The organism is Acinetobacter sp. UBA991, assembly GCF_002292065.1.
In the GTDB taxonomy this organism is placed as follows: domain Bacteria; phylum Pseudomonadota; class Gammaproteobacteria; order Pseudomonadales; family Moraxellaceae; genus Acinetobacter; species Acinetobacter higginsii.
In genome coordinates this window covers 1-20,572 of the sequence record NZ_DBBF01000032.1, presented here as the reverse complement: position 1 = coordinate 20,572, position 20,572 = coordinate 1, and the positions used below count along the sequence as shown (strand labels likewise).

The following is a 20,572-nucleotide window of genomic DNA, read 5'->3' as shown; positions in this document are numbered from 1 at the left end:
TAGGGTGAGAAAATGATGGGTCAGTTAAGTAAGTACCAAAAGTGGGCCTTCGTATTGCCCTTGATTGCGGTTTTGATTTGGTCGTTGAATATTGCCGTGACACGCTATGTGGCGGACTATATTTCGCCTGTGAGTATCAGTTTTTATCGTTGGTTTGTTGCCTTTATTATTTTGACACCGTTTATGTTGCCGAAAGTATGGCGACAACGCGCTGTAATTCGTCCGTTGGTTCCTAAATTAGCCGTACTTAGTGCTTTTGGTATGGTGTTGTACCAAGGTTTATCTTATACCGCTGCTCACTATACGACTGCGACCAATATGGGCATTGTGAATGCCTTTGTCCCGATCTTTACCATCTTTATCTCTTATTTTATTTTAAAAGATGCACCGAATCGTTTTGCCATTTTTGGCAGTCTCTTATCTTTTGCAGGCTTGATTTATGTGATGAGTCAAGGTCACCTGTCAAACCTATTTGATCAAGGCGGGCACTGGGGCGATGCAGTCATGGTATTGGCTGTGGGTTTCTATGCGTTTTATGGCGTGTTCTTGAAAAAATGGCAGCTACAGCTTCCTTTATTAAGCAGCTTGTATGTACAAATTGGTTTTGCGTTGCTGTATCACGTCCCATTCTTGCTCTGGTTTGGCCTAGATGGGATTAATGCTCAGAATGCAGCGAGTGTTCTGTATGCGGGCATGTTCCCTTCATTAATTGCACCTTTATTATGGATGGTCGCAGTACAGGCGATTGGCCCAAATCGTACCAGTATTTTTATGAATTTAATGCCGGTATTCACTGCGATTATTGCCAGTTTTTGGTTGTCAGAGCACTGGACAATTTATCATACCATTGGCGGTCTGATGATCCTGATGGGGATCATTATGGCGCAGAAGAAAACGGTTAAAGTATCGGCTCCGCTGGCTGAATCTGCATCCTAAATATGAAAGTTGATGGTGCGTTTGTTTAAAATATCAACAAACGCACCAAAAATATTTTTTAGTGACTGTGCTTTCTATATGATTTGCAAATATATTTTTAAGATTTACTAAATTTACGATCAAAAAAAAGCTGAATAAAAATAGAAATATAATTTTATTGAAAATGAGGAAGTGACAAAATTGGTACGCTTTTCACACTTTTTGTTAGATAAATAATATATTTGTATAAATGGGACGATTCCCTCATAATAGCAACCACAGCAAGATGATTCATTTTTAGAATGAATAAGTTGCTCACCAAATTTACGAACCCTCTGGATGTGATTATACACATCCTTTTTATGCTCAGTTATCCCTATATAACTGAGCTTTTTTTTGTCCGCTATTCACCTAATTAGGCGCGAACAACTTCACCTGTCAGTGCATTCAAAATGCGACTTGGTTCTCGACTCAACCCTAAATCACCTTCGAGATAATGTAATGAAGTGCTGAAGTAATGCTGCGCTTCTTCTAAGCTTTGTGCGGGTGAGAGACCTGCTGGGTTGGCGCTGGTCGAGACAATAAAGCCGCCAAATTGCTGGCATAGCTGCATGCACAGTGGATGCGTCGTGACACGAACTGCGACCAAAGGGTGTTGGCCTTTGATCCATATTGGAATACTTTGATCAGCTGGTAGTAGCCACGTTGTGGCACGTTCTGTCTCAAGGCGATTCGACCATGTAGCAATCACTTGCTGACGGATTGTTAGGTCTAAGTCCTGCAATAAATGTTCGACTTGGTCTAAATGCCCAGCCAATAAGATCACGCCTTTTTCAACGGGACGATGTTTCAGTTCCAGAACTTCCTGAAATGCCTGCTCATTGAAGGGATCACAACCCAATCCCCAAACTGCTTCTGTCGGATAAGCCAGAACTTGTCCTTGCTTTAAAAGTTGAGCTGCATCAGAAATAGAGGAAGTAATCATGGGATGTATGTGAAAACAGGAGAGAGTATGACTAGTTTAATGCATTGGGCGACAACGTAAATAGCGTCCTGCTTGTTGCATGCATAAACCGAGTAATTCCAATTCCATTAATTGGGCGGTTAGCTCTGCAATCGTAATTGGATGGTGCAGCGCCAGTTGATCCAAATCTTGTCCAATCCAGTCCAGACTCTGATACAACGCAATCAAATGTGCGGGCAGGCTCGGCGGAGGAGCAGTACTGGCTTCATCAGTTGAGTGTTGTTGGGCTTGCCATTGCGTTGGTAGCGCTAAATCTTCGATGACCTGTTCGGGATGATCGACCAGAATGGCACCTTCGCGAATCAGTTGATGACAGCCTTGATGGTGTTCACTATAAATATGCCCAGGAATCGCAAATACCATTTTACCTTGATTAGCAGCTTCATTTGCAGTGATGAGAGAGCCACTTTTCAGTGCAGCCTCCACCACTAAGACACCCAAACTCAGACCACTGACAATACGATTGCGTCTTGGGAAGTGCTGTTGTAAGGGCATCGTGGTCGGCAGAAACTCAGTTACGATGGCTCCAGACTGGGTAATTTGTTGTGCCAGTTGTTTGTGCTGAGCAGGGTAGACGCTATCGAGGCCTGTACCCGTCACTGCAATGGTCCGTTGATGGGCCAATCCACCTTGATGTGCGGCCTGATCAATCCCATGTGCGAGTCCGCTGCTGATATAAAAGCCTTTTTCACTTAAATAATAGGCAAAATCATAAGCGACTTGGCGTCCATGTGGACTCGGTTTACGGCTGCCCACCATGGCAATCTGTGGTTGTAATAAGGCCTGTGCCTGACCTTGTCCAAATAAAATGGGAGGACGATCTACATAAGGCAGCAGTTGAGTTGGGTAGCCAATATCATCAGGCGTTAAAATAAAATCGCTATATTTGCAAACCAGATCAAGTAGTTGTTGGAATTGTTGTTGACCCTGAGGGCTTTGAAATTCTGCTAAACGTTTTAAGTGATTGGCGTGTAAGCCCAGTTGTGACCATTCTGATAAACGATGAGGCTGTGTTGCTTGTTCACAACCACCAAAGTGCTGCTGAATTTTGCTGAAACTCGACAGCGAATGCTGAACCAAGTACCACACCAACACAGTGTGATAGTGATGAGGTGATAATTGATTCAACATAGGCGTTTACTTAGTCATCTAAACGAGGTGGCTTAATATCCGAGCCAAGCTTGATCGGTAGCTCGCTTTCAAGGATATAGGCGTAGCTGATATGATCAAAACTCTTAAAGATCATGGCGCTACCTAGGTATTGTCCAGGGAGTTTCACTTTCTCTTTGGTTTTTGGATCTCTGACCACTTCACCATCTTGATAGACACTGAATACTTGACCAATTTCAACGCCATCAGCGGTGCCACGATCAACGGTGACCACGCCATTTTTGGCTGCTGTACCAATAGATCCCATCACACGAATGATTTTGCCGCCGTCTTTTACCTGATTGGCATCAATTGGATAGAATAAGGTTGGTAGCATAGCATCCTGTTCAGCCATCACCCGATCGCCACGACGAACTTCACCGTTATAACTATCGGTGAGTTCAACTGTAGTGATGTCATTTTCATTGCGAATGGCAACAGCCGAAGCCACTTGCGTCAGCTCAACCCCAAGATTCTGTTTCTTGCCATTTTGGTCCAATACAATGTACGGCTCACCTTCACGGAATACGCCATAACGTTGACCGTTTTCAAGGCCTTTACCACGCACATAAACACTTTGACCTTTACCTGCAAGTACGCGGTTGTCTGCTGTGCCCAAGATATAAGGGGTATTGGCAATCGCATCTGCTGGCAGGACCGAGGTACGCTCTAACCATTGCTGAATGTGTGCCAAAGGAATAACAGGAACACTATTATTCAAGGCCTCAACACGGACTTGAGGACGTAAATTTGAGGTATTGCCTGTATAGCGACGAATGATACCGTCACAGCCATCGCCCTCATCTTTACCAATCAATGGTTTACCGTTCAAACTGCACAGCAGCAAGCGATCGCCTGGATAAATCCAGTGCGGGTTTTTCACATGTTTATTGCTTGCCCATATCTCTGGCCAGCGCCAAGGCTTACTTAAAAATTTCCCTGAGATATCCCAAAGCGTATCGCCTTTTTTCACCACATAAACATGTGGCGCACCGACTTTCACTGAAGGTGGACTGACATTTGGGCTGGCTGCGTGGGCGAAATTAATGCTCATGCCTAATCCCGCACAAATTGCAGCGGCAATCAGTTGTTTTTTTAACCCCAAGGCATGAAATGAGTGTATGCCGTTTAAAACCTTTTTCATTATCATAATTCCTAAAAATTATGTGTGTAGTTGCGTTATAATAACGACTTTACACACAATTTTTTGATCAAGTATTCCCTTTAGTTGGTTTTTTGATCAATGGCATAAGTGAGGACGACTGTATGGCCTTATTACCTATTCTAAGTTTTCCTGATCCCCGCCTTCGTACCATCGCCAAACCAGTCGAAGAAGTCACTGATGATATTCGTCAGCTTGCAGCAGATATGTTTGAAACCATGTACGAGGCACCGGGTATAGGTTTAGCGGCAACTCAGGTTGATCATCATATTCAGCTTATTGTTATGGACATCTCTGAAGAGAAAAACCAACCAATGGTGTTCATTAACCCCAAAGTCATTCCACTGACCGAAGATACTCAGCCGTATGAAGAAGGCTGTCTCTCTGTGCCTCAAATATACGACAAAGTTGAGCGTCCGTCACGCGTAAAAATCGAGGCAATTAACCTTGAAGGTCAAGCATTTGTGTTAGAAGCTGACGAACTTCTCGCTGTTTGTATCCAACATGAAATGGATCACTTAAATGGCAAACTTTTTGTTGATTATTTATCGCCATTAAAGCGTCAACGTGCACGTGAGAAAGTGGAAAAAGTGGTTCGCCAACGTGAAAAAGAAAAAGTAAGCGTCAAACGTTAAGCGATAGACACTTTTTAAAGATGTTCTCTTTGTTTCGTTGTGGCTTGCTGCTGGCTTTAACCGCGGTCTGTTTGCAGATTGCGGTTTTCTTGCAGCCGCTACTTCCGAAGCAATATCAAATCGCGCCTGTCTGTGAAACCATTACTCAGGCGTTGCTGTTGCCTAAGCTACAAGCTTCGCATAGCCATTCGGTCCATGCATCTTTGCAGCATGAGCATCAACTTGAACATGTTCAAGTGTCGATGCCAGAACATGATCATCACGATCCTAACCACCAATGTCAGTACTGTACGGTCTATGCCAATCTGGTATTGCCGCCTGAATTGGGGGTGAAAGAGGTTTTGGTCCGTATCCAAATCCGTTTAGTTGCGTATCAACAAGCCTTTAAGCATGTTTATTTTGCACTGCAACGGTTATTCTTGTTGCCTCAAGGGCGGGCTCCGCCACTCTTTGCATAAATTAAAACTTTCTTTTCGTTAGGGTTTTTTTGGAACTCTGGCTCTGTTTTATCTATGTTTTAAGAGAGACCGATGATGGCTCAACCTAAATTTTTATTACAACCGCTGACGGTTGCGATCTTGGCTGCTTCAAATACCGCAATGGCGTGGGCAGAACCTGTTCAGCATGAGCAGGCACATGTCTCAATGGCACCGATTGTGGTCACTGCACAACAACCGAATGAGAGCAATGGTTTGGTGGTGCAAGCCGATCCTAAGAAACCGATTCAACCCATCCCAGCGACAGATGGTGCCGACTATCTACAAAGTATTATGGGTTTTAACTCAATACAAAGCGGTGGCACCAATGGAGATGTGACCTTTCGTGGTATGTTTGGTTCCCGCATCAAGATTTTAACCGATGGTACGGAGAACCTTGGTGCATGTCCTGCTCGTATGGATGCACCGACCTCTTATATCTCTCCTGAAAGCTATGATCGAATTTCAGTGATTAAAGGACCACAAACGGTTCAATATGCCAATACCGGTTCAGCAGCAACGGTGATCTTTGAACGTGAACCTGAAAAGCTCACCCAAGACAAACCCTATCGTGGACAGGCGAGTGTATTGTGGGGTTCATTTGGGCGTTTAGACCAGAATGTTGAAGCGGCGATTGGTGATGAGAAAAAATATATCCGCTTAAATGCCAACCGCTCTGAATCGAATAGTTATCAAGATGGCGATGGCAACACCATCCCGTCCTCATGGGAGCGCTGGAATGCCGATGTTGCATTGGGCTGGACCCCAGATGAAAACACTTGGCTTGAATTGACAGGTGGTAAAGCGGATGGTGAGGCTGAATATGCTGGTCGTGGTATGGATGGGGCACAATTCGCCCGTGAAAGCTTAGGTCTACGTTTTGAAAAGAAAAATATCACTGATGTAATCAAGAAAATTGAAGCTCAGGTCAACTATAGCTATAACGACCATATCATGGATAATTATAGCCTGCGTACACCGCCATTGGTTGAAATGCAACATGGTGGACACAGCATGTTGATGCCAAACCCGATGGCGATGCAAGTGACACGCCGTACTTTGAACTCGCGTTTGGCCATGACCTCGGAATGGGATCAATGGAGCTTAATCACTGGGGTCGACTCTCAGTTCAATAAACATGGTGGCAGTATGTTCTCGCCGACAATGACATCGATGAATGTACCTTTCCGTCAGGATATGCGCTTCCAGTCTTATGGTGCCTTTGGTGAGTTGACGTATCAATTGAACCCGCAGAATAAAATCGTGACAGGTGCTCGTGTAGACCAAGTCACTGTTGATGATGAGCGTGCGGATTCTAAAGCCAAAGGTTTCAATACCCAGCTTGAAAAAACCTTACCCAGTGCGTTTGTCCGTTTGGAAAATCAAAATGCCGAGCATGGCGTGAACAGTTATGTGGGCTTGGGCTATGTGGAACGTATGCCTGATTATTGGGAGTTATTCAGTCCTGAACATGGTAATGCAGGTTCGAGCAATACCTTTAATGGAGTACGTCCAGAGAAAACCTTGCAGTTAGATCTTGGTTTTACTCAGCAGCAGGGGGCATTTAACTCATGGGTGTCGGCATACGCAGGGTTGATTGATGACTATATTCTGATGAATTATCACGATCATAGCCATATGCATGCAGGTGGACATGGTGGGCATGGCAGCAGTGGCATTACTGCTGGTGCGAAGAATGTGGATGCAACCATTGCGGGTGCTGAGGCAGGCATTGGTTATCAGTTTACCGATCACATTCAAGCAGATGTGAGTGCGATGTATGCGTGGGGTAAAAATACCACGGACAATACACCGTTACCACAAATCGCACCTTTGGAAGGTCGTGTGAATCTACGTTATGTTGCTGATAAATATACACTGGGTATGTTGTGGCGCGTAGTGGATCAGCAAAATCGCATCAGCTTGCATCAAGGTAACATCGTGGGTTATGACTTGAAACCAAGTGCAGGTTTCTCAACGGTTTCATTGAATGGTAGTTATAGTCTCAATAAAGATATCGATCTTTCTGTAGGGGTAGATAACGTCTTGGATAAGACCTATACCGAGCACCTGAATAAAGCCGGTAGTTCGGGTTTTGGTTTTGCCAGTGAAGAGCAATTCAATAATACGGGTCGAAACTACTGGATGCGTATGAGCATGAAGTTCTAATTAACAAAAAACAAGGTGGCTGAGCCACCTTGTTTTTTCTGAGTTTAAGCCAAACAGTCTTGTTTTGGCATTAAGCTATCGCAGTACAATGGATTCAATGCACATTGCAAGTCATCGATTTGTTCTTGGGTCACATAGCCTTTGGCTTTGAGGTATTCTGCGACGCGATCATCACGCAGACTTAAGAATGCAGCATCATAAACGCCTAAATCAACAAATAAAGCGGCCGTTTCCAAGCTATTAAAATGGTCTAAGAACACATCATTTTCATACATTAAGAAAATATGCGTCAAAGCCGCATTGGCATCGACTTTTAAGCGTTGCGCTAATTGTTCAGGGCGCGTTTTGATAAACAGTAAATCTGACAGTTCATCAAACTGGGTTTTATCCAGTTGGTTTTCACCCCCTTTGACATGTCCTAACCATGCTTTAAATACCAATACCGCACCGCCACGTAATAGCATGCTCCAGATTTGATGGCGTGTTTCATGATCAAGATGGGATGATTCTGCTTCGAGTGCGTCTAAGAAAGAATCTTCTTGCTCTGCCAGTTTTTCAAATAAACCTAAACCTTGTGGGTGGTAGGCCGCAGGTGCAAACACATCAAAATTGAGTTGATTAAAGACATTGAGTGCCAGTGGAACAGCGGCTTGGTAAAGCGTATTCAATGCGCGTAAATGGGTGTCATCCAGTTTGCTGTGTATAAAGATGGTTTGCCAGTCCAGTTCAGGTAACAGGGCATTCGCACTGTATTGGCGATAAAACTGTTGTGAGCTATGGTCAGTTGAAGGGTGACTGTTATTCATGATCAATGTCCTTTTTGACAATTTGTAATGAGAAACCCAACAAGCCGAGGTCTAGGTTTCGTTGAACTTGATCAATTTATGCGGTATCGAGAAAACAAGTAGAATACGACTAAAGTTGTAGATGTAATTTTAAGGGTAAAATTTAATAGTAAAAACAAATACTTGTTAAATTGTAAGTAAGTGTACAAACGTTCACTAATGTAAGTGAACGTTTTTGCCATAGCCAATAATGATTTGAGCACTTTGGTCAATTCATTATCGAGCAAAGTGCATTGTTTTGATCATTTTGGCCTATGTTGCAAAATATTTTGCTAGTTATTGCATGGGCATGATTTTTAAACCAGATAGCCACGCACGCAGGCCTGCTGGTTTGAGTGGTTTTCTCAACAATACAATATTCTGCTGTTTTAAGTATTGCGGAAGTTCTGGGTCCGAATCTGCGGTAATCAGCGCGACTGGAATATGGGCCAGTCGATGTTGTTCAATGAAGTCTAGACCACGTTGATCATGGTTCAAATGCTGGTCGATCAGCCAGACCTGAATATCCTCTTGTTCAATCAGTCGCAGGGCTTGCTCAGGTTCTGTTGCAGTAAAAATCTGATAGCCCCATTTGCTGAGTAAAGTGCGCATGCCTTCTAAAATGGTTTCATCATTGTCCAAGCACAACACTTTATAGGCGGTATGTTGCAGTGCCGGCACATGCGGTACCGCCATTTGAATTTTTGGCGCTTCAGCGATTGGTACTTCAATCATGAAGCAAGAGCCTTTACCCAGTTCCGAATAGACATGCACAGGAAAATCAAGCAGGCTGGTCATACGTTGTACGATGGCAAGTCCGAGACCAAGACCTTGTTCGCCCCAAGGCGAAGTATGGCCACAGCGTTCGAATTCTTGGAATAGTTTCAGGCGTTGTTGTTCATGAATACCGGGTCCTGTGTCCCAAACCCCGATACGAATATGATTTGGGCGTTGTGCAGAACGTAACACGCCAACCACCACACGACCTTGAGCGGTATAACGCAATGCATTGCTGACAAAGTTCTGGATAATACGTCGCATCCATTGCGGATCGGTATCGACCCAAAATTTAGTGTCGTGAACAGACAGATGAATATTGCGTTGAGCAGCAATCGATTTGAACTGTAATTCCAGATCATTTAATAAGTCATGCAGTGCATAAGCTTGGCGTTTTGGCTGAATCGTGCCGCCTTCCAAACGGGCAATATCGAGGAGAGCAGAGAGCATACTTTCTGCACCATAGAGTGCGCGATCCAGTTGTTGTAAGGTCTGTTGGTCTTCGGTTGAATGTACACTTTGCTCTAATGCGGTACTAAATAAACGGGCCGCATGCATGGGTTGTAATAGGTCATGACTGGCTGCGGCAAGGAAGCGACTTTTCGATTGATTGGCTTTATCGGCTTGTTCTAGCGCGAGTTGTTGCTCGGTCAATGCATTGGCAAGCTGCTGAGTTCGGTCACTGACGCGTTCTTCCAACACTGCTTCATTTTCACGGAAGGCGGTAATATCGGCGAAAGTGGTCACGAAACCCCCACCTTCAATGGGATTACCACGCATCTGAATGACCAGACCATCTTTACGAATCCGCTCAAACTCATGCGCACTGCCTACTTTCATCCAGTGCAGTCGTTTGCGCACATGTTCCTCGACAGGGCCGGGACCACATTCACCGCGTTCCGCGTTATAGCGAATCAGATCTGCGATTGGACAACCGACGTAGACCAAATCTTTAGGATAATCAAATAGCTTGAGATATTGGTTGTTCCACGCCACCAAACACATATTTTTATCCACCACACTGACGCCTTGAGTCATATGGTCGATCATGGTCATGAGTAGGTTCTGATTAAAACGCTGCCATTGTGAAGCTTGGTCGAGAATATTGGCAACTTGCCCAAGTGCCAAGCCATTGTTAATCATCGCAGTAGTGAGCAGTGTACGGGCAGAAGCGGCACCAATAATCCCTGCCAGATATTGCTCGGTGAAACGCCACCACATACCATTGGCAACGTGATTTTCATTTAACACCACATGGTTTTGTTCACAAAACTGTTGGAAGGCTTGAAGAGTAGGCTTATCCCCCGTAACCCGTTTAGCCAGAGCCAATAAGTCACCGACTTTCAAGCGTGCGGCATTCAGGTGTAGATCGGTTAAATCCGTATTGGACTGAGCCGATGGCAGAGGTTTACTTTCATAATAGAAAAAGCTTTCCGCCTGAATTTGTTCTGCCACACTTGGACGATACAAACGAGACACCCAGATATACAGCACCACGTTGAGACCCAGCGACCACAGCACGCCGTGGGTGAGGGGAGCAAAGGATTCGAAACCAAGCAAAGCCTCTGGACGCAGACCATTAATATCAAAAGGCCCAAACAGTAATAGGTGTTGTGCAAATTCTTGATAGTGATCTGGCAAGCTGCGTAATACTGTTGGAAACAGCAGTGTATAGCTCCACATGGCAAAGCCCATGAGTAAGCCGACATAAACCCCTTGGCGACTTGCACCACGCCAGTATAGTCCACCAATCAAGGCGGGAGAAAACTGTGCCACCGCACTAAAAGCCAATAAGCCAAAGACTGAAAGCTGATTGATATCATTAAAGAAATGGAAGAATAAGAAGCCTAATAGCATCACACTGACGATACTGATACGACGCGTCAATTTGAGTACACGAGGTAGGTGCTGATCATGGCGAGAAATGATTTTAAAGCGCCATAATGCGGGCATGATCAGGTCATTACTGAGCATGATCGACAGTGCCACTGAAGCCACCAATAGCATGCCTGTCGAAGCCGAAAAGCCGCCTAAAAAGGCCAATAAAGCCAACCATTCTTGTTGATAGCTTAAAGGCAGAGCCAATACCGCAATATCAGGTGTACCAAGTGATTCAGGTAAAGAGTGTAAAGCCCAACTGGCAATCGGAATAATCGCAATCACAGTCAGAATCAGATAGGCCGCGAACCAGCGTCGTGCGCCACGAATATGCTTTTCATCCCGTAATTCGACCACTGCCACATGAAATTGACGCGGCAAGCAAATCATGGCTAAGCCTGCAAGTAGAGTCTGAACCCAAAAAGTCTCAGGCACACCCAGTTGTTGCAGGTCATGGAAATGCTGACTGACATCGCTGCTGACCTGTTTGATATTGTCAGGTGATTGTAATAAGAAGAAAGCAGCGACGCAGAGCAGTGCAAATAGTTTAACAAAGGATTCAAACGCCACTGCCAGCATTAAACCGCCGTGCTGTTCGGTATGCGCAATATGGCGTGTACCAAAAATCATCGCCAAAATTGCCAGTACCGCGGTCAGCACTAACACACTATTGGTGGTGGTATGGATATGCGCATTTTGTTCAAGAATGACCGATGCACTCAGGGCAATGGCACGCAGTTGCAAAGCCAGATAAGGCACGATCGCAATCACAGCAAGGATGGTCACCAGTGCGGCCAAGCTACCACTTTTGCCATAACGCGCTGCGACAAAATCGGCAATCGAAGAAATCGCATGATGTTGACGAATCCGACCTAAGCGTTTCCAGATGTCATAACCAAACCAGATGAACAGCAAAGGACCAAGATAAATCGGTAGAAAAATAACCCCCTGACGTACCGCAGCACCCGTCGCGCCGTAAAAGGTCCATGATGAGCAATAGACCCCTAAAGTCAAACTAAACAGCAGCATACGGCCGCGGGTACTTAAACGGCTGGCATGTTTTTCACCAAAAAAAGCGCAGCCGAATAACAGCACAATATACAGGGCAAGGACACCAAGAATAAGCCAGCTGTTCATATTGCTCACGTGATCAAATTCCATTTTTTATCATACCCGAAGTGCAGGTATAGCAAGGAGTAGAGATTGTCATTTAGAGACCAAAGTCTAAGTTACGAGTCAAGCATAATCTTGTTACTTTGGATAATGAAAAATCCCATGTGAAAAAGGGGTCCACGGTTGGACACAAAAATAAGGAGTCAATTATGGATGATTCACAGGTAGATCGAATTCTACGAAATCCAAAGTTTCAAGAGATGGTCAGCAAAAAGCGCACATTAAGTTGGACATTAACAGCAATCATGCTGTTTATCTACGTTGGGTTTATGCTTTTGGTTGGCTATAACAAAGAATTTTTAGCAAGTTCATTTAGCGGTGGTGTAACCACATGGGGAATTCCCCTTGGTTTAGGCATTATCGTATTGTCATTTTTATTATGTGGTGTGTATTCCTATATTGCCAATACGAAACTTGATCAACTGAATGAAGCAGCCCTCAAGGAAGTTGAGGCCATTGCACATGAAAAAGGGATGCACTGAGATGAAAGGGACATCATTTAAAGCGATACTGTTTACGCTGCTCAGTTTTTGCTGCTCAAGTATTGCATTCGCGGGCCCAGACCTAGGTGCTGCTGAACAGCAGGCGACCAACTGGCACGCGATCATTATGTTTACGATCTTTGTCGGTTTTACATTGTTCATTACCAAATGGGCGGCAAAGCAAACTCAATCTGCTCAAGACTTTTATACGGCAGGTGGTGGAATCAGTGGTTTCCAAAATGGTTTGGCGATTGCGGGTGACTATATGTCAGCGGCATCATTTTTGGGTATTTCAGCATTAGTTTTTAGCTCAGGCTTTGATGGCTTACTTTACTCACTTGGTTTTATGGTGGGTTGGCCAATTGTACTTTTCCTGGTTGCGGAACGCTTACGTAACTTGGGTAAATATAACTTGTCAGACGTGGTGTCATTCCGTTTGGAAGAAAAGCCAGTGCGTACTTTGGCAGCATTTAGCTCATTGGTTGTGGTTGCGTTCTACCTGATTGCACAGATGGTGGGTGCAGGCCAGTTGATCAAATTGCTATTCGGTTTGAACTACAACATCGCAGTTGTGATCGTCGGTCTATTGATGATGGCGTATGTGATCTTCGGTGGTATGTTGGCAACGACTTGGGTACAGATCATCAAAGCGGTGATGTTACTCAGTGGCGCGACGTTCATGGCCTTTATGGTGATGAAAGCCGTTGGCTTTAGCTTTACCAATATGTTTAACCAAGCTATTGGTGTGTATAGCCAAGCGCATAGCATGAGCTGGGAAGAAGCATCCAAAATCATGGGGCCAGGTAAACTCGCGGCAAACCCAATTGATGCGTTATCACTTGGTCTTGCGTTGATGTTTGGTACGGCAGGTTTACCTCATATCTTGATGCGTTTCTTTACAGTAAAAGATGCCAAAGAAGCACGTAAATCAGTTGTGGTTGCAACAGGCTTTATTGGTTACTTCTATCTGCTCACCTTCATTATCGGTTTCGGTGCAATCCTGTTTGTTGCGAACAACCCACAATTCCTTGATGTTGCAAAAGCGGCAGTAACAGGAAAATTAGAGTTGGTGGGTGGTAACAACATGGCTGCCGTGCATTTAAGTGATGCAGTGGGTGGCGACTTGTTCATGGGCTTCATTTCAGCAGTCGCATTCGCAACAATTCTTGCAGTGGTTGCTGGTTTGACCCTGTCAGGTGCTTCTGCGATTTCACATGACTTATATGCCAACGTGTTCAAAAAAGGCAAAACGACTCCTGAATCTGAATTGAAAATGTCAAAAATTGCAACTTTAGGTTTAGCAATCTTTGCCATGATCTTGGGTATCTTGTTTGAGAAGCAAAACGTTGCTTTCATGGTAGGTTTAGCATTCTCAGTCGCATGTTGTGCAAACTTCCCAATCCTCGTGTTATCAATGTTCTGGAAAGGTTTGACCACACGTGGTGCAGTGATTGGTGGCGTGGTTGGTTTGGTTGGTGCGGTGAGCCTAATTATCCTGTCTAAAGCAGTTTGGGTGGATACTTTGGCTATTTCTGAAACTGCGCCAAACCCATTCAATGGCCCAGCATTATTTGCAATGCCACTCTCATTCCTCTGCTGCTGGTTCTTCTCTGTAACAGACAAGTCAGCACGTGCAGAGAAAGAGCGTAAAGCCTTTGATGCTCAGTTTGTTCGTTCAATGACAGGGATCGGTGCTTCTGGCGCGTCAGATCACTAATGACCTTGAGCTAAAAGAAAGCCCTTATCTTTTGATAAGGGCTTTCTTTATTGGCAGTACATAAAAAAAGGATTGCCGTATTGAGTGAGGGTAAAATAGGTTTTGAGTTGGTTTTTATTGTTTAGATTGCATTATAATTTTGAAAAACTTAAGAAACCTCTACCATTGCTTTGTTTGTTGTCAAATTTATATGAAATAGCCTTATGTATTTAATAAAGAATATTTTAATTTTCTTAACTCTTGTATTTTCAAGCATTGCATGTAGCGAAAGCTCAGATCTTCCTAAAACTCAACTTGCTCAAATAGACGCAATGTTAGATGAAGATTTTGTGAAAAAAGATATCAATCTTGCTTATGCAAAATATTCAGAAGAAGCCAAACAAGGGGATCCAAATGCTCAACTTAGCCTTGGGATGATCTATAAACGTGGTTCATATGGCCCTGAAAGAGATTTTACCAAAGCTGTAGATTGGTTTCGCAAGTCTGCCCAATCTGGCAATCCTTATGCTCAATACAATCTTGGTTTAGCTTACTTGTTTGGACAAGGGGTTGATGAAAATTTTGAAGAATCATATGCATGGTTTATGAAAGCTGCGATGCAGGGGCATGCAAATTCACAATATGAAATTGCATCAATGTATCGGGCTGGTGAAGGTGTAGCCAAAAATGAGATCAAGGCCATGGAATGGATGACAAAGGCTGCTGATCAGGAAATGGCTATTGCAGCATATGAACTTGGAGAAATGTATGAAGATGGTTCTGCTGGAGCAGTAAATCTTAAGTTGGCAAAAAAATGGTATAAAAAGGCGGCTGACTATGGATTATCATGGGGTGCAGATAAGCTTGTGGAATTACAATAGAAGAGGAGAAATGCAAAGCTCCCGATGGAATATCATTGGCATTTAAAAGAAAAAGGGTTGAGGCATAATTCAGAGAGCTACAAGAAGCTCATATCTCAACAGCACGATCAATTGCTATTTAAAAGTGAATAAACAGTGTTGATGGATCTGATTATTCATCGGTATATAAAGATAAAGCCCGCATTGATTGAGGGCTTTTTTATGGACTATTGATGCATACTGGCCAGTTGTTGCCCTTGGTTGCGATATAAAGACAAGCCAATGCGTTGTACCTGCCGTCCATTTTGCTCAAGCAAATGCTTTAACTTTGGAATATGTTTAGCCCCTGTATACAGGGCTAGATTACGACCAATCAGATAATAAGCAAACCAAGACGCTGATTGTGGCGCTAAACCGAGCTTGTGCATTTTGTTACGGCCAATAAAGAATTGAGTAATCTCTAAATGCTGCTTATAGGCCAGTTTTTGCTGGAAAGTGCGTAGATAGCGATATTTTCGCTCAAAGGGTTCTTTGGACAGACTGGAACCCAAGGAAATACTGCTGTCATCAGATTGAGGATGTGCGAAGTGCATCCAGTAAATCAGTTTCCAACCATCGGCTTCATGATCGACTAGCCATTTTTCTTCAACGCCCATTAGCCAGCCTGCGTATTTCCAGAAATGTAAAAAGCTATCGACGTCTTGTTTGCTCGGAAAAATGCCTAAAGCCCGTATCCCAAGCAATACCACACCGCTAAAAGCGATATTGGTCATCGCCTGATCATATTGATTAATTGGAACTCCCCAAGTTTCGGCATCCCATTTCTCCGATTTTTGCAGTTGATGACGCACGAGTGAATGAATAAAACGCACAAAAATGGTGGAGGTAAAACCTTTGCTAAAACGTTCAAAACCATTTTTTTCGGTGATATCGACCCACCATTTGGTGGTTTCAGCCAAACGTGTACCTGCCTGTTTTTTTAATGCGCCTGTCAGGACCAAGGGTTGGTTAAAACCAGGGTACATATAGCCTGTCATTAAGGATAAATCTCGGAGGATAAGACCGTTATTGATTCCCAAGCGATAGGTAAATTTCAGTGCAGTATCAATTTTGTTTTGATCATACCAAGCAGGTTTTTGTTCAACGAATTGAAAGAAGGTAGTGAGTTCAGGAATTTCATGTGGCAGTTTATCGAGACCTTGATATAGCGCAGTTTCAAAGTATTTACGATGTTGTTTTGGATTCTGTAGCACCCATAGCAGCAGTTGATCCATGGGTTCATCACCACTTTGCAGAGCGGTATTCAGTGCCTGATATTCTGCATAACTGGGTTGAACCTGTTGATGAGTGATATAACTCAGAATTTTGGTTTTGATATTAGACTGACTCATATCTTTAAACGCAGCCAAGCGTTTAGGTTTAATGATGCTTTGCATTGCATAAAGCCTGTGATTGTTATTTAATCAAAGCTTAATATGAATAATTATTCGCATTCAATTCGCATTTCAGTCGAGTCTGTTTATGAGAAAAAGACCACAGCAACAGCGTGCTAAAATGATTGTCGAAAGTATTTTGGAAGGGGCGCAGAAATGTATTTCTGAATATGGGGTTTTGCAGGTGACTACGCCTAAAATCTCTGAAAAATCAGGTGTGAGTGTTGGGTCGATCTATCAGTATTTTGAAAATAAAGAACAGATCATCGCAGAACTATTATTGCGTAAAAGCGAAAGCTTGGGGCAAGCAGTAAAACAGTTGGTGATGCTACAACAACAAACCTCTATTCAAGACATCATCACATTAAGTATTGCGTTTGGCTTTGAATCTTTGAAATCTGATCAAGGTTTTTTTATCGAAATCTTAAAAAACTGGCATGCTTATAGTGACTCGGAAGCGGCACAGGTATTGGAGCAGCACTTCTTGGAAATCGGCATGTATTTATTTGGTCGTTACTATCCGCATTGGGATTTTGAAACTTTAAAACATAAGTCTTTTGTGATTATTAACAGTACTTTATTTACCATGATGCGTTATGCCAGTAAAAATACCTTTTTGATTGAGGAACAACGACTACAACAAGAACTCTCGAAAATGATTGTTTCATTTTTAGATGCAGTATGATGCGATTGATAAGAAAACCAGAACAAGATTTAGGAATAACAACATGCAAACGTTAAAACAATTTTGGCAGAGCCTTCGCTTACTTCCATCAGCATGGTTGTTGCTGGTTCAATTGGCCTTGTTGATTTTATATATGTTGACCACTGGCGACAGTGAATTTCGTGCTTTAACTTGGTCGCTGGGCGTATTGGCCTTATTGATCATCGCTAAAGTGATTCGGCAAAGCCCTGTATTTACCTTTTGGGGCTTGGTCTTTGTCAGTGGTGCGTTCTTATTTTCGATTTTAATTTTTCTTGGATATGGCAATCGGACCATACAAATTATTGCGCATAGTTTTGAAGCCTTGGCTTACTTTTATGCGGCTTATGGTTTATTGCGCTATATGTTTGCGGATCGCTATCTTACCAGAGATGAATTGTTTGCAGCAGGGGCAGTATTTACCCTCATCGCTTGGGCTTTTGCCTTCTTATATAGTATCTGTCAGTTAATCCTGCCAAATAGTTTTCAAAATCCCAATCAAGCTCAAGCCTTACAACATTGGCTCGATTTATTGTTTTTGAGTTTTAGTCTGCAGTCCGCAACTGGATTATCGGATTTAATCCCGATCAGCCCTGCGGCCAGAGTGTTGGCAATGCTGCAAATGTTTGGTGGGGTCATGTATTTGGCTGTGGTGGTGTCTCGCCTCATTGCCTTACAGTATATTGCACATGCGCCAAAACACGCCAATGATAAAGAATAGCTTTGTTACAGCATTACAACTGCTTTATTTTTCACATTTTTTATAATTAGTATCGAGTTTTACATGCTTTAAGCTCGCTTTTATTCACATTGTGAATGTCTTCTTTGGCCATCATGGCCTGTCCATTATCATTAGAATAACGTGAGGGAATTATGCCTTCCAAGCCATCTTCGCAGTTTGCGAATGTGAATCCAAACGTGTTTTTAAGCACGGTGATTATTATTGCGATTTTTATCGCAATCGTCATTATCGCACCCAGTTCATTTGAATTTCTGACACAACAACTGAAGCAATGGATCACGGACTCGTTTAGCTGGTTCTATGTCCTCTCTGTTGCGGTGTTTTTGATTTTACTGATTTATATTGCCTGTTCGGCCAGTGGCAAAATTAAATTAGGCCCTGATCACAGCCAACCCGAATATAGCAATGGTTCTTGGTTTGCCATGCTGTTTACCGCAGGGATGGGGATCGGGTTAATGTTCTTCGGTGTGGCTGAGCCGGTGATGCACTATGTTAGCCCACCTAGTGGTGATCCTGAAAGTGTTGCTTCTGCACAGCAAGCCTTGAGAATTACCTTTTTCCATTGGGGCTTGCATGCATGGGCAATTTACGCCGTGGTTGGATTGGCCTTGGCCTATTTTGCTTATCGGCATAATCTGCCATTAAAAACCCGTTCCGCCTTATATCCAATTATTGGTAAGAAAATCTATGGCCCTTGGGGGGATGGGATTGATACCTTTGCCACCATTGGTACGGTTTTCGGGGTGGCGACCTCTTTAGGTTTTGGTGTGACGCAAATCAATTCAGGTCTGCATTATCTATTTGGGATTGAGCAAAGCAGCAATGTTCAGGTGATCCTGATTATTTTTGTTAGTGCTTTGGCATCCATGTCGGTATTTTTAGGTCTGGATAAAGGGGTCAAACGCCTTTCCGAACTCAATCTGATTTTGGCATTGGTGTTGTTGGCCTTTGTATTTATTGCTGGCCCAAGTATTTATCTGCTGCAAACCACTATTCAAAACATGGGTTCGTATATGTCGAACCTATTTGGCATGACCTTTAACCTCTACGCCTATCAACCGAATGGCTGGATTGGCGGTTGGACCATTATGTATTGGGCATGGTGGATTTCATGGTCGCCGTTTGTAGGCATGTTTATTGCCCGTGTGTCGCGTGGTCGAACCATTCGTGAATTTATTGTTGGGGTGTTACTGATTCCGACAGGTTTTACCATTATCTGGATGGGCTTTTTAGGTAATGCCGCACTGTTTAGTATTATGCAAGAGCATAATGTGAGTTTGCTTCATGCTGTGCAAACGGATTCATCAGTCGCTTTATTTGAGTTTTTGAATCATTTGCCATTTTCGGGTGTGATGAGTTTGCTGGCAACCGTATTGGTGATGCTCTTTTTCGTAACATCTGCGGATTCGGGTGCTTTGGTTACCGATTATCTGACCGCTAAAACTGAGAATTCTCCAACATGGCAAAGACTATTTTGGACCGTTTTGATGGCAGCCTTGGCCATTATCCTGCTGTTGGTTGGTGGTCTGTCTGCATTGCAATCCTCTATTATTATGAGTGCATTGCCTTTTACTTTTATTATGTTGCTGATGAGTTGGGGCTTACTCAAAGCCTTGAAGCTAGATGTCACCAAAATGAATGCCATTCAAGAGGCGCGAATTACACCGCGAGCGATTAATAATCCAAGGAGTTGGCAGCAGCGTTTAGGTTTAATCATGCATTATCCGCATACTGAAACTGAAGTTCAGCACTATATTGACACGCAAGTCCGCAAAGCTTTTGAAAGTATTCAGCGCGAATTCAAACGCCGTCACTTGGAAGTGGAGATTCGTGAAATCGAAAATGGTCTGCAATTGCATGTCGATCATCACCATGAAATTAACTTTACCTATAAAGTGGTTTCGCATGCCACTGTTCCCCCTAGTTTTATGTTAGGGCGGGCAGATGAAGATGAGGCCAATTACTTTCAGGCAGAAGTGTTCTTGCGTGAGGGTGGGCAAAACTATGATGTGATGGATTGGACGCAAGAAGATTTGATTCAGGACATTATTGATCAATATGAACGTCATCTTTACTTCCTAAATATTGTGAGAGGCACAACGTCTTAATCGAAATGCTGAATGCAATATTGAAAACAACGGTTTTGAGCGTATCAAAGCCGTTGTTTTTATTTGGGTGAGTGTATTTTAAGCATGCAGAGGATGCAGGAAAGGCTTTTTAGCGAAGTGGGGTGGCTAAAATAAAAGCTAAATATAAAAATAAAGTTGTTTTCCCGCTGATAATTAAAGCGTATTTATTAAAAAACCATTAAATTACAGTTGTTTACGTTGTTTAAATTCACTTTTAAGATAATTAATAAATTTTAAATTATATAAATCAGTAAATTAGATAAGTTAAAGTTTAAAAATAAAGCAACCGAATAATTTAATTTTTAAAAGTGCTTGCACCTGAACTGAAATGCTGTAGAATGCACA

The 20,572-nt window shown here is 43.2% G+C and carries 16 protein-coding genes; 10 read left to right on the top strand and 6 right to left on the bottom strand.

What is annotated here, in order from left to right:
• Positions 1-15: 15 nt before the first annotated feature.
• Positions 16-936: a DMT family transporter gene (locus tag B2727_RS14135; RefSeq protein WP_033133987.1), complete on the top strand. Its 921-nt coding sequence runs from the start codon at positions 16-18 to the stop codon at positions 934-936.
• Between the two features lie 394 nt (positions 937-1,330).
• Here the strand turns inward: B2727_RS14135 and B2727_RS14130 are convergent, their stop codons facing one another.
• Genes B2727_RS14130 through B2727_RS14120 form a run of 3 tightly spaced genes read right to left on the bottom strand, consistent with a single transcriptional unit; the run spans position 1,331 to position 4,232 of the window.
• A complete protein-coding gene (locus tag B2727_RS14130; protein ID WP_033133972.1) occupies positions 1,331-1,900 on the bottom strand; it encodes a Sua5/YciO/YrdC/YwlC family protein in 570 nt (189 codons plus the stop codon).
• A gap of 36 nt (positions 1,901-1,936) precedes the next feature.
• Positions 1,937-3,070 carry a DNA-processing protein DprA gene (gene dprA, locus B2727_RS14125; RefSeq protein ID WP_033133973.1) on the bottom strand — a complete coding sequence of 378 codons (1,134 nt, stop codon included), beginning with the start codon at positions 3,068-3,070 and terminating at the stop codon, positions 1,937-1,939.
• Between the two features lie 10 nt (positions 3,071-3,080).
• On the bottom strand, positions 3,081-4,232 hold the full coding sequence (locus tag B2727_RS14120) for a LysM peptidoglycan-binding domain-containing protein (protein WP_033133974.1): 1,152 nt from the start codon (positions 4,230-4,232) through the stop codon (positions 3,081-3,083).
• Positions 4,233-4,354: 122 nt separating this feature from the next.
• On the opposite strand from B2727_RS14120, the gene def reads away from it, so the two are divergent.
• The 3 genes from def (at position 4,355) to B2727_RS14105 (ending at position 7,530) form a co-directional block, all read left to right on the top strand.
• On the top strand, positions 4,355-4,885 hold the full coding sequence (def, locus tag B2727_RS14115) for a peptide deformylase (RefSeq protein WP_004802009.1): 531 nt from the start codon (positions 4,355-4,357) through the stop codon (positions 4,883-4,885).
• Between the two features lie 20 nt (positions 4,886-4,905).
• Positions 4,906-5,343, top strand: coding sequence for a DUF2946 family protein (locus B2727_RS14110; RefSeq protein ID WP_033133975.1), 438 nt, complete (start codon positions 4,906-4,908; stop codon positions 5,341-5,343).
• 75 nt (positions 5,344-5,418) lie between these two features.
• Positions 5,419-7,530 (top strand): TonB-dependent copper receptor, encoded by a 2,112-nt coding sequence (locus tag B2727_RS14105; RefSeq protein ID WP_033133988.1) that lies wholly within the window; start codon positions 5,419-5,421, stop codon positions 7,528-7,530.
• Between the two features lie 44 nt (positions 7,531-7,574).
• Here B2727_RS14105 and B2727_RS14100 read toward each other — a convergent pair whose 3' ends face one another.
• Positions 7,575-8,336, bottom strand: a complete 762-nt coding sequence (locus B2727_RS14100; protein WP_005200683.1) for a hypothetical protein — start codon at positions 8,334-8,336, stop codon at positions 7,575-7,577.
• A 315-nt stretch (positions 8,337-8,651) separates the two neighbouring features.
• Entirely contained in the window at positions 8,652-12,146 is a 3,495-nt protein-coding gene (locus tag B2727_RS14095) for a hybrid sensor histidine kinase/response regulator (RefSeq protein WP_162180591.1), read from the bottom strand.
• Positions 12,147-12,331: 185 nt separating this feature from the next.
• Here B2727_RS14095 and B2727_RS14090 point away from each other — a divergent pair, with 185 nt between their 5' ends.
• The 3 genes from B2727_RS14090 to B2727_RS14080 all read left to right on the top strand — a co-directional run bounded on the left by B2727_RS14090 (position 12,332) and on the right by B2727_RS14080 (position 15,241).
• Positions 12,332-12,664: a DUF485 domain-containing protein gene (locus tag B2727_RS14090; RefSeq protein ID WP_004802016.1), complete on the top strand. Its 333-nt coding sequence runs from the start codon at positions 12,332-12,334 to the stop codon at positions 12,662-12,664.
• Between the two features lies 1 nt (position 12,665).
• On the top strand, positions 12,666-14,381 hold the full coding sequence (locus tag B2727_RS14085) for a cation acetate symporter (RefSeq protein ID WP_033133976.1): 1,716 nt from the start codon (positions 12,666-12,668) through the stop codon (positions 14,379-14,381).
• Between the two features lie 203 nt (positions 14,382-14,584).
• On the top strand, positions 14,585-15,241 hold the full coding sequence (locus B2727_RS14080; RefSeq protein WP_033133977.1) for a tetratricopeptide repeat protein: 657 nt from the start codon (positions 14,585-14,587) through the stop codon (positions 15,239-15,241).
• A 206-nt stretch (positions 15,242-15,447) separates the two neighbouring features.
• Here B2727_RS14080 and B2727_RS14075 read toward each other — a convergent pair whose 3' ends face one another.
• Positions 15,448-16,656, bottom strand: coding sequence for an oxygenase MpaB family protein (locus tag B2727_RS14075; RefSeq protein ID WP_033133978.1), 1,209 nt, complete (start codon positions 16,654-16,656; stop codon positions 15,448-15,450).
• A gap of 85 nt (positions 16,657-16,741) precedes the next feature.
• Here B2727_RS14075 and B2727_RS14070 point away from each other — a divergent pair, with 85 nt between their 5' ends.
• From B2727_RS14070 to B2727_RS14060, 3 genes are all read left to right on the top strand, one after another.
• Positions 16,742-17,338, top strand: coding sequence for a TetR/AcrR family transcriptional regulator (locus B2727_RS14070; protein ID WP_033133979.1), 597 nt, complete (start codon positions 16,742-16,744; stop codon positions 17,336-17,338).
• Between the two features lie 43 nt (positions 17,339-17,381).
• The gene (locus B2727_RS14065) at positions 17,382-18,077 is read left to right on the top strand and encodes an ion channel (protein WP_005200676.1); all 696 of its coding nucleotides are present in this window, start codon (positions 17,382-17,384) and stop codon (positions 18,075-18,077) included.
• Between the two features lie 152 nt (positions 18,078-18,229).
• Positions 18,230-20,206: a BCCT family transporter gene (locus B2727_RS14060; protein WP_005200674.1), complete on the top strand. Its 1,977-nt coding sequence runs from the start codon at positions 18,230-18,232 to the stop codon at positions 20,204-20,206.
• The last annotated feature ends 366 nt before the right edge of the window (positions 20,207-20,572 follow it).